This window comes from Streptomyces sp. JLBT605, from assembly GCF_058215555.1.
The window spans coordinates 3,993,254-4,006,182 of sequence record NZ_CM177087.1; the positions used below are offsets into that span (position 1 = coordinate 3,993,254).

General features: G+C 75.1%; 10 protein-coding genes. 7 read left to right on the forward strand and 3 right to left on the reverse strand.

The annotated features are described in order from the left end of the window. The first annotated feature begins 3 nt into the window (after nt 1-3). Nucleotides 4-888 (forward strand): succinate--CoA ligase subunit alpha, encoded by an 885-nt coding sequence (sucD, locus tag AC4BDD_RS17350; protein WP_490686353.1) that lies wholly within the window; start codon nt 4-6, stop codon nt 886-888. A gap of 202 nt (nt 889-1,090) precedes the next feature. Here the strand turns inward: sucD and AC4BDD_RS17355 are convergent, their stop codons facing one another. Further along, nucleotides 1,091-1,909: an RNA polymerase sigma factor gene (locus tag AC4BDD_RS17355; RefSeq protein ID WP_490686354.1), complete on the reverse strand. Its 819-nt coding sequence runs from the start codon at nt 1,907-1,909 to the stop codon at nt 1,091-1,093. A gap of 143 nt (nt 1,910-2,052) precedes the next feature. Here AC4BDD_RS17355 and AC4BDD_RS17360 point away from each other — a divergent pair, with 143 nt between their 5' ends. Next, nucleotides 2,053-5,031: a cell division protein PerM gene (locus AC4BDD_RS17360; RefSeq protein ID WP_490686355.1), complete on the forward strand. Its 2,979-nt coding sequence runs from the start codon at nt 2,053-2,055 to the stop codon at nt 5,029-5,031. 343 nt (nt 5,032-5,374) lie between these two features. On the opposite strand, the gene AC4BDD_RS17365 is transcribed toward AC4BDD_RS17360, so the two are convergent. Further along, a complete protein-coding gene (locus AC4BDD_RS17365) occupies nt 5,375-6,373 on the reverse strand; it encodes a hypothetical protein (protein ID WP_490686356.1) in 999 nt (332 codons plus the stop codon). A gap of 474 nt (nt 6,374-6,847) precedes the next feature. Here AC4BDD_RS17365 and purN point away from each other — a divergent pair, with 474 nt between their 5' ends. The 4 genes from purN to AC4BDD_RS17385 all read left to right on the forward strand — a co-directional run bounded on the left by purN (nt 6,848) and on the right by AC4BDD_RS17385 (nt 10,751). Continuing rightward, nucleotides 6,848-7,492: a phosphoribosylglycinamide formyltransferase gene (purN, locus tag AC4BDD_RS17370; protein WP_490686357.1), complete on the forward strand. Its 645-nt coding sequence runs from the start codon at nt 6,848-6,850 to the stop codon at nt 7,490-7,492. Continuing rightward, nucleotides 7,489-9,084, forward strand: a complete 1,596-nt coding sequence (gene purH / locus AC4BDD_RS17375; RefSeq protein ID WP_490686358.1) for a bifunctional phosphoribosylaminoimidazolecarboxamide formyltransferase/IMP cyclohydrolase — start codon at nt 7,489-7,491, stop codon at nt 9,082-9,084. Before purN ends, purH begins: the two co-directional genes overlap by 4 nt. Nucleotides 9,085-9,244: 160 nt before the next feature. Next, entirely contained in the window at nt 9,245-10,114 is an 870-nt protein-coding gene (locus tag AC4BDD_RS17380; RefSeq protein ID WP_490686359.1) for a bifunctional methylenetetrahydrofolate dehydrogenase/methenyltetrahydrofolate cyclohydrolase, read from the forward strand. Nucleotides 10,115-10,385: 271 nt separating this feature from the next. Then, nucleotides 10,386-10,751, forward strand: a complete 366-nt coding sequence (locus tag AC4BDD_RS17385; protein ID WP_490686360.1) for a DUF3017 domain-containing protein — start codon at nt 10,386-10,388, stop codon at nt 10,749-10,751. Between the two features lie 118 nt (nt 10,752-10,869). Here AC4BDD_RS17385 and AC4BDD_RS17390 read toward each other — a convergent pair whose 3' ends face one another. After that, a complete protein-coding gene (locus tag AC4BDD_RS17390) occupies nt 10,870-11,301 on the reverse strand; it encodes a hypothetical protein (protein WP_490686361.1) in 432 nt (143 codons plus the stop codon). A gap of 282 nt (nt 11,302-11,583) precedes the next feature. Between AC4BDD_RS17390 and AC4BDD_RS17395 the strand changes: the two genes are divergently transcribed. After that, nucleotides 11,584-12,792 carry a helix-turn-helix domain-containing protein gene (locus tag AC4BDD_RS17395; RefSeq protein WP_490686362.1) on the forward strand — a complete coding sequence of 403 codons (1,209 nt, stop codon included), beginning with the start codon at nt 11,584-11,586 and terminating at the stop codon, nt 12,790-12,792. The last annotated feature ends 137 nt before the right edge of the window (nt 12,793-12,929 follow it).

Sequence of the window (12,929 nt, forward strand, 5' to 3'; positions counted from 1 at the left end):
ACCATGGCTATCTTCCTCACCAAGGAATCCAAGGTCATCGTCCAGGGCATGACCGGCTCCGAGGGCCAGAAGCACACCCGTCGGATGCTCGCCTCCGGCACCAACATCGTCGGTGGTGTGAACCCGCGCAAGGCCGGCACCTCCGTCGACTTCGACGGCACCGAGATCCCGGTCTTCGGCTCCGTGGCCGAGGCCATCGAGAAGACCGGCGCGGACGTCACGGTCATCTTCGTCCCGGAGAAGTTCACCAAGGACGCGGTCATCGAGGCGATCGACGCCGAGATCCCGCTGGCCGTGGTGATCACCGAGGGCATCGCGGTCCACGACACCGCCAGCTTCTGGGCGCACGCCCAGGCCAAGGGCAACAAGACCCGCATCATCGGCCCGAACTGCCCGGGTCTGATCACCCCGGGTCAGTCGAACGCCGGCATCATCCCGGCCGACATCACCAAGCCCGGCCGCATCGGTCTGGTGTCGAAGTCCGGCACCCTGACCTACCAGATGATGTACGAGCTGCGTGACATCGGCTTCTCGTCCTGCGTCGGCATCGGCGGTGACCCGATCATCGGCACCACCCACATCGACGCCCTGGCCGCCTTCGAGGCCGACCCCGACACCGACCTGATCGTGATGATCGGCGAGATCGGCGGCGACGCCGAGGAGCGGGCCGCGGACTTCATCAAGGCCAACGTCTCCAAGCCGGTCGTCGGCTACGTCGCGGGCTTCACCGCGCCCGAGGGCAAGACCATGGGCCACGCCGGCGCCATCGTCTCCGGCTCCTCCGGCACCGCCCAGGCGAAGAAGGAGGCCCTGGAGGCCGCGGGCGTCAAGGTCGGCAAGACCCCGTCCGAGACCGCGCGTCTGGCGCGCGCCGCGCTCGAGGGCTGATTGGCTCACCCGGACCGCTGAGCCGCCTACTCGAAGGCTGAGTGACGGCACCCGGCTGGACCATCGCGGGCCCGCACCCCTGATATGGGGGTGCGGGCCCGTGGTCGTTGCGGGCGGTTCGTCGGCCGGCCGGGTTGCGAGCCGGATGCCAGGGGGGTTCAGCGCGCCCGCCGTCCTCGTCGACGCCCGCCCGCCGTCCTCGTCAGGGCGACGCCGCGGGGGCGGGGCGGGCCGGCTCGGAGGACGGGTCGTCGCGGTCCTGCCCGACCAGCGTCGTCCCGGCGGCGCCCAGCACCAGCACCGCCAGGAACCCGGCCGCCGCTTGCGTCCACCGGCGCATGGCCCGCTCGCTGCCCGCCCGTACGGCCCCCGCCGGGGGGATCTCCAGGGAGTGCGCGTCGGCGGCGGCGTCGGCCAGCTGTCCCCGGAGGATCCGACTCCGCTCGTCCGGCCCGGCGGACCGCAGCTCGGGCAGGTGCGCGGCCAGCGCCTCATGCGCGTGCCGCAGACGGTTGGCGGTGGCCCGCGTGGTCGCCTCCGATTCGGCGGCGGTCTCCGGGAGGCCGAGGCCCACCCCGTCGAAGAGCAGCAGGGCACGCCGGTACGGGCGGGGCAGGCAGAGCAGCGCGTCGAGCAGGGGCGGGAGGCTCTTGCCGGGGCGGCGGTCGCGAGGCCGTGGGCGTGGCGAGAGCGCGTACTCATAGGCGGCCGCGCGCACCCAGCCCGCCGGGTCGCGGTCCTTGGCGACCTGCGGCCAGCGCTGCCAGGCCAGCCGGAAGGCGCGCTCCACGGAGCGCCGCGCCGCGCGCGGGCTGCCGGTGAGGAGATACGCCTGACGGGTGAGATCCGCCGCGTGGTGGGCGTAGAGGACGTCGAAGGCCCTGGCCGGGGTGGCGCCGTCGGCCGCCGCCGTGGGACCGGGCGGGCCGACGCCGGCGGGCACCACGGGCAGCGGAACGGTGTCCTCCTCGTCCGTGCCGGGCTCAGGGCCGGGCCCGGCACCGGCTATGCCGGGCGCCATATCGCCTCACCCGTCTCGTCAGAGGTGTCACTCGCGCTGCAACCGACAAACTGTGCGAAATGTGGCATACCGACATCTTCCGCGACACGGCGACTATTCGCCTGCTGCGCGAACAAATCGGATGTTCTTGGCAGCATGGCCGGGTGACCCAATTGACCGACCGCAGCCCGTCGTTGTTTCCCCGTGGCTACTCCGCGGCCCGTGACACCTCGGCGGTCGGGCAGGCGTTCTTCAGCGGAGTGGTGGCCGCCGCGCTCGGCCTGGGCACCCTGGCCGTCGTGGTCCTGCTGCTGTGGATCAGCTCGCCCTTCCCGGGCACCGCACCGAGCGGAGCGCTCCACACCGCCGCGGATCTGTGGCTGCTGGCGCATGGCGCGCCCCTGGTGCGCAGCGAGGCCGTGGGCGGCGGTTCCGCGCCCATCGGGCTGCCTCCGCTGCTGCTCGGCCTCCTGCCGTGCTGGCTGCTGCACCGTGCGGCCCGGTATGCGATGGAGCCCCCGGAGCCGGTGTCCTGGGGCGCCGGCCACACCGCCCCGCCCGTCCTCCTCGCGCTGTCCACGCCCCCGCTCGTACCGCGCCGGGCCATCGCCTGGGTGACCGGCGGCTATCTGCTGGTGGGCCTGGCCGCGGTGGTGTACGCCTCGCAGGGCCCGGTACGGGTGGAGCCGTTCGGGGCGCTGCTGCGGCTGCCCGTGGTCACGCTGGTCGTGGTCGCGGCCGGCGCCTGGTCCGGCAGCGGGCGCCCCTACGCGCTGCTGCCCGCCGCCGTGCGCCGGCTGCTGAGCCGCGCACCGGCGCTCGGCGGCCCGCGGCTCGCCGAGGCGCTGCATGCCCCGGGCTGGCTGAACCGCCGCCGCCGGGCCGCCGCGCTTCGGGCCACCGGGGGTGCGATGCTCGCCATGATCGGCGCCGGGGCACTGCTCACCACGCTCTCGCTGGTGGTCCACGCGGGCCCGGTCCACGGCACGTTCGCGCAGCTCACCACCGCTGTGTCGGGCCGCGTCTCGGTGCTGCTGCTGAGCCTGGCGCTGCTGCCGAACGCCTTCGTCTGGGCCGCCGCTTACGGGCTGGGGCCCGGCTTCACCGTGGGTGCGGGGAGTGTGGTGGGCCCGCTCGCCATGACGGGCTACCCGGAACTGCCGCCCTTCCCGCTGCTGGCCGCGCTCCCCGAGGAGAGCGCGCAGGGCTCGCTGCTGCACTGGATCCCGGCGGCGCTGGTGCCGCTCGCGGTGGGGCTGTCGGTGGCCTGGTTCGTCTCCGGCGCGGCGGTGGGCACGGCGCCACTGCCATCGCCGCCGGGCCCAGGTCCCGCGCCCGGCGGCGCTGTGGGGGCCGGTGGTGGCGTGGGGGCCGGTGACGGAGCCGCGGCGCGTTCGGCGTCCGGCAGCGCCGGTGCGCGCGCGGGGGCTGGTAGCGAGGCGGGTCGCGGTGATGCGGGGGTGGGGTCGCGAACGGCGCCGCGCGCCGGGTCCGCGGCCACGAGCTGCGCCGACGCAGAGGCGGCAGCCGGCCCCATGGCGGCGGCAGAGGACGGCGACGCGGCTGTGCCCGGGGCGGCGGGCTGCGGCGGTACGGGGTCGGGAGCCGGGCCTGGGGCGGCGGGCTGTGGTGGTGGGGCTGGGGGCGCTGGGTCCGTGGCGGCTGGGGGCGGAGGCGCGCAGATGGGGGCTGGGCCTGGGGCTGCGGGCCGCGATGGTGCGGCGGCGGGGGCCGGGGCGGAGCCGACGGGCTGGGGTGGGGGCGCTGGGTCCGCGGTGGCAGGGGGCGGAGGCGCGGCTGTGCCCGGGGCGCCGATGCCCGCTGGGCGGGGATCGGCGAGCGGCGGTGGTGCGGCGGCCGGAACGGGGGCTGCGGCAGTGGGTTGTGGCGACGAGGCAGGGGGCGAGACGTCCGCGGCGGCCGGGCGCGAAGGCTCGGCCGTGGCGGCTGGGCCTGGGGCAGCGGGCCCCGGCGGTGCGGCGGCGGGAGCGGGGGCTGGATCGGCGGGGCCTGGCGGTGCGGCGGTGGGAACGGGTGCAGAGTCGGCGGGCTGCGACGGCGGGGCTGGGGGCGCTGGGTCCCTGGCGGCCGACGGAGTCGCGGGGGCGGGCGATGAGAGGCCGACGGCAGACGGCCGGGAAGTGGCGGCGGACGCGCCGGTGTGGGGCTGGTGGGAGACCGCGCTGACCGCCATGCTCGCGGCCCTCGGCTGCGGCTGCGTGACGACCGTGCTGGCTCTGCTCGCAGGCGGCCCGCTCGGCTCGCGGGCGCTCGCGGACTTCGGCCCCAACGGGTGGCTCACGGGCGCCGCGGCCCTCGGCTGGAGCGCGATCATCGGGGTGCCGGGCGCCCTCGGGCTGCGTTGGTGCCGACGGCTGCACCGGACGATCAGGCGCCGCCGGGCAGAAGCGGCGGCCAGCGCGGCACGTGCGGCACGTGCGGCCGACGCGGCGAGAGCCGCCGGCGAGGCTGAGGCGAATGCGGCCGCCGCGGACTCCGGCGCAGCCTTCGGCGGAGATGCGGACGTGGCGGGCAGGGGGCGCCACAACGAGGCGGAGAGCGCGGGCGGCGGAAGGTCCGGCGGGCTGACGGGGGCGGTCGCGCGGCAGCGGGAGGGGCGGGAGCGGGAGGCGCGGGAGCCTCGGCGAGGGCTGCGCGGCGTGTCCCGCCGGCTGCCGCGGCCGCCCCGCCGCGGGCGGCCGGAGCGGCGTGTGGGGTCCGGCGCGGGACGGCCGGCCCCGCAGGCCGGTGGCGCGGGTGGTGAAGGTGGTGCTCGCCCCTCGGCGACGCCCGGCGATGGCTGGAGCGCCGCCGCGGCCTTCCGGGAGTACGACGCCCCGCTCTACGACGACGCGGGGGCCGACGGGCCGGTGGCCGATGCCCGGGCGGGCGAGGGGCCGGCGGTGGTGCCGATTCCGGCCGAGGACGAGACTGGCCGGGACGCGCGGCCGATCGACGAGGTGACGATCGGCGGCGCATCGGACGGCACGCCCCGAGGGCCCCGCGCCGGTCTGCCCGGCCGCCGCCCCTCGGCCGCGTACGGCGGGAGCCAGCCCGGCCAGGACGGCCCGGCGGCCCGGCGGAGAGCGGCCGTACCGCCCTTCGCCTACGGCGTGCCCCCGGAGGCGGAGGACCAGGACTGATCAGTATTCGGGTCGGCCGTTCCCCGCCGGCCCAGCGGCCACCAGTGCCGGCCTGGCGGCCTACCCGAGCCCACCCGGCGGCTACCCCTGTCGGCCCGGCGGCCACCCATGCTGGCCCGGCCACATGCCGGCCTGGCGGCTACCCGAGCCCCCGGCGGCTACCCGTGCCTGGCCTGGCGGCCGCGTCCGCCGACTCGGCGGACTACCTGTGACGGCCCCGCGGCCACCCGTGCCCGCCTGGCGGACTACCCGTGCCAGCCCGAGGATCGTCCCAGCCAGCAGCCAGCAGCCAGCAGCCAGCAGCCAGCAGCCAGCAGCCAGCAGCCAGCAGCCGGCCCGGCCGTCAGTCGTCCGTGCTGAGCAGGGGGCGGAGCTGGTCGGGGAGGAGGTCTTCGCAGGTCTGGCGGGACTGCTGGGTCAGGGCGTCGTCCACGCAGGTGTAGTAGTCCTGGTAGACGATCTGGGCGCTGAAGGTGGCCGCCACGATGGCGAGCGCGATGCCACCCGTCACCAGACCGCTGATCGCCGCCGTGGCCTGCGGCTTCGCCGACTGCGGCCGGGGCGCGGGGAGCGGGGTGCGGACGGCGTCCGGAGCCGGCGGAGGTGCGTCCAGCGCGGCTGCCGGCTGGTCCGGGGCGGGGCGGGGCGGCTTGGCCCGCAGCGAGCTGACGCCCCAGTACGTCGCCAGCGCGCCGAGCAGCAGGGCGATCTCCGGGAGGCTGAAGAGCGCGAAGAAGAAGGCCCACATGCCCGAGAGCAGTGCGTATCGGGCGCGCCGCTGGGCCGGGTCGGTGGGGTCCCAGCGCAGGCCGGGGCCGCGCTGGCCGTTCGGGCCGGTGGGGCGCTCGCCGGGCCTGTCGCCGAAGCCACCGCCGCCCTGCCGGCCGGGCTGACGGCTGCTCCACTGGCTGCCCCAGGCCGGAGGCTGCGGCGGCTGGTCGGGTCGCGGCGGCTGCCCGCCGTCGGCGCCCTCGCCGGACCCACCGTTGCTGTCGCCGGATCCGCCACGGCCGTCGCCGGACCCGCCATCGCCCTGGCCGGAGCCCGAGCCGTTGCCGCCACCGCCAGGGCCCCAGCCGCCGCCGCCGGGCCCCCAGCCACCGCCGGAGCCGTTGCCGTCACCGCCGTGCCCGGAGCCGCCACCGGCGCCGGGGCCGCCGTGGGGCTGCTCGCCGTGGCCCGGGTCGGTCATCGGGTGGTGCCGGGGCTGCCAGGGCTGGTCCGGGCTGTCCTCCGGGGGCGGCGCGAACGGGTTGTGCTCGCCCTGGCCTCCGGGCGTGCCCCCGGGGGTGGGGGAGGACGAAGGGGACTGCCGCTCCCGCGTCAGCGGTGCGTGCGGCATGCGGGCGCGCCTCATCGCGGCCCCCCGGTCGAGTCGGGGGTCGGGGCGGGGCAGTGAGCCGCGCGGCGGCGTCGGTCCGGCATGTGGAGTGTGTCTTCCCCTTGTGTCGTCATCGTGTACCCGGGGGCACGGTACGGGGTAGCGCGTAGGTACGCGATACGGAAGTGCCGCCGCCCCCAGGCGGTACATCGGTACCGCCACTGCCACCACGGTGTCTGTGGGCTTGTCCTGCCCAGACGCTACCTCCCGCGCCCGCACCCGTCCCGTGGGGGCCGTCCGGAGTGCCGGTATCGTTGCCGACGGTCGGCGGCTTCGTAGAGTTCCCTGGAATCGGATGCTTCGTCGGCTTGTAGGACCATACAAAGCCCGACCGCGTGAACCCCGACCGCGCCAAGCCGACCGCACGAACCCCGACCCCAGCCCGACCCCAGCCCAGCCCCACCCAGCACCGTCACCGTGAGAGAGAACCCCGCCGTGGCCTCTGCGCCTTCTCCCGCCTCGCCGGCTCCGGCCCGCCTGGTCGTCCTCGTGTCCGGCTCGGGCACCAATCTGCAGGCGCTGCTCGATGCCATCGCCGATCACGGCGCCGCCGTCTACGGGGCTCAGGTGGTCGCCGTGGGCGCGGACCGGGACGGCATCGTCGGGCTGGAGCGCGCCGAGCGGGCCGGGATCCCCACCTTCGTGTGCCGGGTGCAGGACTACGGCTCCCGCGCCGAGTGGGACCGCGCGCTCGCCGAGGCGACCGCCGCGCACGAGCCCGACCTCGTCATCTCGGCGGGGTTCATGAAGATCGTGGGGCCGGAGTTCCTCGCCCGCTTCGGCGGCCGCTGTGTGAACACCCACCCCGCGCTGCTGCCCAGCTTCCCCGGCGCCCACGGCGTGCGCGACGCGCTCGCGTACGGCGCCAAGGTCACCGGCTGCACCGTGCACTTCGTCGACGAGGGTGTCGACACCGGCCCGATCATCGCCCAGGGCGTGGTCGAGGTCCGGGACGAGGACGACGAATCCGCCCTGCACGAGCGGATCAAGAAAGTCGAGCGTTCACTGCTCGTCGATGTCGTGGGGCGTCTGGCCCGCAACGGCTTCCGCATCGAGGGACGAAAGGTAAGAATCCCGTGACCGCCACCAACGCCGAGGCCACCACCGTGAGCGACACCGCCCGGCGCCCCATCCGCCGCGCCCTGGTCAGCGTCTACGACAAGACCGGCCTTGAGGAGCTGGCCCAGGGTCTGCACGCGGCCGGTGTGCAGCTCGTCTCCACCGGCTCGACCGCCGCGAAGATCGCCGCGGCCGGGGTCCCGGTCACCAAGGTCGAGGAGCTGACCGGCTTCCCGGAGTGCCTGGACGGCCGGGTGAAGACCCTGCACCCGCGGGTCCACGCCGGCATCCTCGCCGACCAGCGGCTGGAGGCGCACCGCGCGCAGCTGGCCGAGCTGGGCGTCGAGCCGTTCGAGCTGGTGATCGTCAACCTCTACCCGTTCCGGGAGACCGTCGCCTCCGGCGCCACCCCCGACGAGTGCGTCGAGCAGATCGACATCGGCGGCCCCTCGATGGTCCGCGCCGCCGCCAAGAACCACCCGTCCGTGGCTGTGGTCGTCAACCCGGAGCGCTACGGCGACGTCCTGAAGGCGGTCGCGGACGGCGGCTTCGACCTGCGCTCGCGCAAGCGGCTGGCGGCCGAGGCGTTCCGGCACACCGCGGCGTACGACGTGGCCGTGGCCAACTGGTTCGCGGCGGACTACGCGGCCGACGACGAGGGCATGGGCTTCCCGGCCTTCGCGGGCTCCACCTACGAGCGCAAGAACGTGCTGCGCTACGGCGAGAACCCGCACCAGCCCGCCGCGCTCTACGTCAGCGGCTCCACCGGCGGCCTCGCCACCGCCGAGCAGCTGCACGGCAAGGAGATGTCGTACAACAACTACGTCGACACCGAGGCCGCGCGCCGGGCGGCGTACGACCACGACAAGCCGTGCGTGGCGATCATCAAGCACGCCAACCCCTGCGGCATCGCGATCGGCGCGGACGTCGGTGAGGCCCACCGCAAGGCGCACGCCTGCGACCCGCTCTCGGCCTTCGGCGGCGTGATCGCCGTCAACCGGCCGGTGACGCTGGAGATGGCCGAGCAGGTCGCGGAGATCTTCACCGAGGTCATCGTGGCGCCGTACTACGAGGAGGGCGCCGTCGAGGTCCTCTCCCGGAAGAAGAACATCCGCGTGCTGCGCTGCCCCGACGCCCCGGCGCAGGCGCTGGAGGCGCGCCCGATCGAGGGCGGGATGCTGCTCCAGAGCCGCGACCGGCTCCAGGCCGAGGGCGACTCCCCGGCCAACTGGACGCTTGCCACCGGCGAGGCGCTGGACGCCGCCGAGCTGGCCGAGCTGGCCTTCGCCTGGCGCGCCTGCCGCGCGGTCAAGTCCAACGCGATCCTGCTCGCCAAGGACGGCGCCACCGTCGGCGTCGGCATGGGGCAGGTCAACCGCGTCGACTCCGCCCGGCTCGCCGTCCAGCGGGCCGGCGAGGAGCGCGCGGCCGGTTCGTACGCCGCCTCCGACGCCTTCTTCCCCTTCCCCGACGGCCTTGAGGTGCTGACCGCGGCCGGCATCCGGGCCGTGGTGCAGCCGGGCGGCTCGGTCCGCGACGAGCTGGTGGTGGAGGCCGCCAAGGCGGCCGGCGTGACCATGTACTTCACCGGAACCCGCCACTTCTTCCACTGACCGGAGCGTCGGCGAACGACATATGACGGCGCGGGCCGCCCTCCCCGAGGCGGGGGCGGCCCGCGCCGTCACGCCGGCCGACCACCTCGTACCGCGCGGCCGAAGGCCCGGTGCGGCCCCTGACTGGAACCGACGTCCCCGCATCCGGGAGGATGACCCCATGACCGCCCAGATTCTCGACGGCAAGGCCACCGCGGCCAAGATCAAATCCGACCTCGCCACCCGGGTCGAGGCGCTGAAGGCCAAGGGCGTCACCCCTGGCCTGGGCACCCTGCTGGTCGGCGACGACGTCGGCAGCCAGAAGTACGTGGCGGGCAAGCACCGCGACTGCGCCCAGGTCGGCATCGCCTCGATCCAGCGCGAGCTGCCCGGCACCGCCACCCAGGAGGAGATCGAGGCGGTCGTCCGCGAGCTCAACGAGAACCCGGAGTGCACCGGCTACATCGTCCAGCTGCCGCTGCCCAAGGGGATCGACGAGAACCGCATCCTGGAGCTGATGGACCCGGCCAAGGACGCGGACGGTCTGCACCCGATGAACCTGGGCCGCCTCGTCCTGAACGAGCCGGGCCCGCTGCCCTGCACCCCGTACGGGATCGTCACGCTGCTGCGGGAGCACGGCGTGGAGATCGCGGGCGCGGAGGTGGTGGTCGTCGGCCGCGGGGTGACCATCGGCCGGCCGATGCCGCTGCTGCTCACCCGCCGCTCGGAGAACGCGACGGTGACCCAGTGCCACACCGGCACCCGTGACCTCGCGGCGCACCTGCGCCGGGCGGACATCGTGGTCGCCGCGGCGGGCGTGCCGCACCTGGTCAAGCCGGAGGACGTCAAGCCGGGCGCCGCCGTTCTCGACGTCGGTGTCTCGCGGAACGCGGACGGCAAGATCGTCGGCGATGTGCACCCGGGCGTCGCCGAGGTGGCGGGCTGGCTCTCGCCGAATCCCGGCGGGGTGGGCCCGATGACCCGCGCCCAGCTGCTGGTCAATGTGGTGGAGGCGGCCGAGCGGGCCGCCGGGATCGGCGATGCCGGCTGAGGCCGGCGCCGCCGCTCCGGGGATGTCAGGCGGTGAAGCTGTGACGACCGGACCGACCGGACCGACCGACTCGACGGGGTCCACGGGATCGACCGGCCCGACGGGGCCGACCGGACCGACGGGGTCCACAGGGCCGACGGGCTCGACGGGGCCGACCGGGCCCGGGACGCCGGAAGGCGACCGGGCGCCTCAGGAGCCCGGGGCCGCGGGCTCCGGCGCTCCCGGGAGCACCGGCGGTCCGGACGCGCCCCGGAAGTCGCGACGCTTCCCCATGATCACGCGGGACACCGCGCGGCCGGAGGGCGGCGGCCGCGCCGCGCCCGGGGGCGCCCCGGCGCCGGTGCGGCAGTGGCCGCTGCTGACCGTGATGGCCGGGGTCGGCGCCGGGCTGCTGATCGTCGCCTTCGACGCCTTCCGGGCCGGCACGCTGATCATCGGGCTGTCGCTGCTGCTCGGCGCGGTGCTGCGCTGGACGCTGCCCGAGGTGGGCATGCTGGCGGTGCGCTCGCGCTTCACCGATCTGCTGACCTACGGCGGACTCGGCTTCGCCATCGTGATGCTGGCGATGATGGCGCAGCCCAATCCCTGGCTGAACTTCCCGGTCCTCAACGATGTGGTCCGCTTCACCGTGCGCTGAGCAGCTTCGCGGCCTTGCCATGTGTGAGCTCCGCGGCTTTTCCGCGCGCTGGGTTTCGCGGTGCGCGGCCGACGGTGGCCCGTCCCCCCCGTGGGGACGGGCCACCGTCGTGCTGTGATCAGCCGCGCACGGCGGCGAGCCTGACCGAGATCTCGTTACCGCGGTGCCAGCCGGTCTTGATCAGCGGGCTGTGGTGGCTCTCGTCGCCCCAGCCGTAGTAGTGGTGCCACGTGACGGGCATCAGCACGTCGCCCGATCCCCAGCCGGCCCGCACGTGGACCTGCGCGATCTTGCCGTCGTGCTTGTTGTCCCAGAGGTAGATCTCGGCGGACGTCTTCCGATACGGGCCCGACCCCGTGTCGCACTCCCGGTACTTCGCGCCCGCGGCGTTGTTGTCGACCCGGATCTCCTTCCAGCCGGTGCAGCGGACGGCGGCGGTCCGGGCCGTCTGGTCGGCCTGGTCCGCGGGTGCCGCCATGGCGGCACCGGAGGCGAGGGCGACGGTGGCGGTGGCGAGCACGACCGCCTTGCTGATGGTGCGCATGGACATGTGGGTTGTTCCTCCCCCTGTGTGGTGAGGGCGGCGCGGGTGGAGAACCGCGCCGCCCGGCTTGCCCTTCCGAGACTGCGGGCCGACCCGGCCGCCGGGCCAGCAAGATCGGCCCGGCTGGGAGAGCATGGGACGTCCCACGCGCTGACCTGCTGGGATGCCGGTGGACCGGACACCTTTCGCGGACGGCGATGGGATGGCCGACCGACCGGAGCGCAACCTTCCGGGCGGCCGGTCCGTCTTTCCGCATGCTGAATCGGGGCCACACGGGGGGTGGAATCAGTGGCGCGTTGGACAGCGCTGCCCGGGGAACTGCCGTCGGAAGTCCGGCATTTGATCGAGCAGCTGCGGCGGCTCAAGGACCGCACCGGGCTCAGCCTCGTCGCCCTCGCGGACAAGACCGCGTACAGCAAGTCCTCCTGGCACCGCTATCTCGCCGGCCAGAAACTGCCGCCCCGTCAGGCGGTGCTGGCGATCGGCGCGGTGGCGGGCGCGGACCCGCGGCGGCTGACCGTGCTGTGGGAGATGGCGGCCGCCGCCTGGCCCAAGGACGAGTTCACGACGGGGAAGACGGCGCCGGAGACGGCGACCGGGACGAGACCGGAGCCCGAGCCCGAGCCGAACCCCGAGCCCGAGCCGGGGCAGGAGCCGGGGCCCGAGCGGGGAGCGGAGCCCGAGCGGGGAGCGGAGCCGGATCCGTCGACGTCCGGAGGTGACGTCCTCCCGGAGCCGCCGCGCCGGGCGGACCGCTCCTGGCGATGGCGGTGGCGGCCCCGGCTGCCGGTGGCGATGGCCATCCTGCTGGCCGCCGTGGGCGGCGGGCTCGCCGTCGCGGCGGGGGCCTGGGGGCTGGGGGAGCAGGGGGAGAGCGCCCGCTGCCGGGGCGCCGAGTGCTCCAACCGCGACCCCGCCGCGTACCACTGCGCGGATGACAAGCAGCGTGTGACGCAGGGGAAGGCCCACGGAGTGCGGTTGCGGATCTGGTACAGCCCGCGCTGTCACGCCGCCTGGGGCGAGATGGAGACCGAGGAGGCCGTCGCCACCCTGGAGGCCGACTCGGACGAGGCGCGCTCCCGCGTCCGGCCTGCCGAGGACGGCGTCGACCGGACCCGGATGGTGGCGACCGCGTCACCCGAGGCGGTGACCCTCACCGCGGCGGTCGACGGCGGCGAGGTCGTGCTCACCGGCGACAGCGACGGCGAGCCGGATTTCATCACCGTCGGCTCTGAAGGCTCTGAAGGCTCAGAAGGCCCGGAAGGTCCGGAAGGTTCGGACGGGCTCACGGGGGAGTGGTCCGGTTCGGAGGGCCCGCCGGAGGGCGGCCCCTTCGAACCGGGGGAGAGCGCGCCCGGGGGCCCTTGGCGGGAGGCCGAGGGCGGTGGTGAGGCACCGTCCGATGAGGCAGAGCCCGGGGATGTCGCGACGCCGACAGCCTCGCTGGATGTCGAAGAGGGCAGTCTGTGCCGGCACTCCGGGAAAAACTGCCGATGAATCTGGCATGAGCACGCAGATCCGGGGCAGGCGCAGGTCAACCCCCCACGGGTGACACCCATGGCGGCCGTCTGCACTCCCCCCTCCTGAGCGGGCAGGCGGCCGCCAGTACGTCCCGTCGGCAACGGATCCGCACC

Coding starts and splice junctions, on each gene's coding strand:
- sucD (WP_490686353.1), top strand. CDS start 4: ATGGCTATCTTCCTCACCAAGGAATCCAAGGTCATCGTCCAGGGCATG.
- AC4BDD_RS17355 (WP_490686354.1), bottom strand. CDS start 1,909: ATGGCGCCCGGCATAGCCGGTGCCGGGCCCGGCCCTGAGCCCGGCACG.
- AC4BDD_RS17365 (WP_490686356.1), bottom strand. CDS start 6,373: ATGCCGCACGCACCGCTGACGCGGGAGCGGCAGTCCCCTTCGTCCTCC.
- AC4BDD_RS17380 (WP_490686359.1), top strand. CDS start 9,245: ATGACCGCCCAGATTCTCGACGGCAAGGCCACCGCGGCCAAGATCAAA.
- AC4BDD_RS17385 (WP_490686360.1), top strand. CDS start 10,386: ATGATCACGCGGGACACCGCGCGGCCGGAGGGCGGCGGCCGCGCCGCG.
- AC4BDD_RS17390 (WP_490686361.1), bottom strand. CDS start 11,301: ATGTCCATGCGCACCATCAGCAAGGCGGTCGTGCTCGCCACCGCCACC.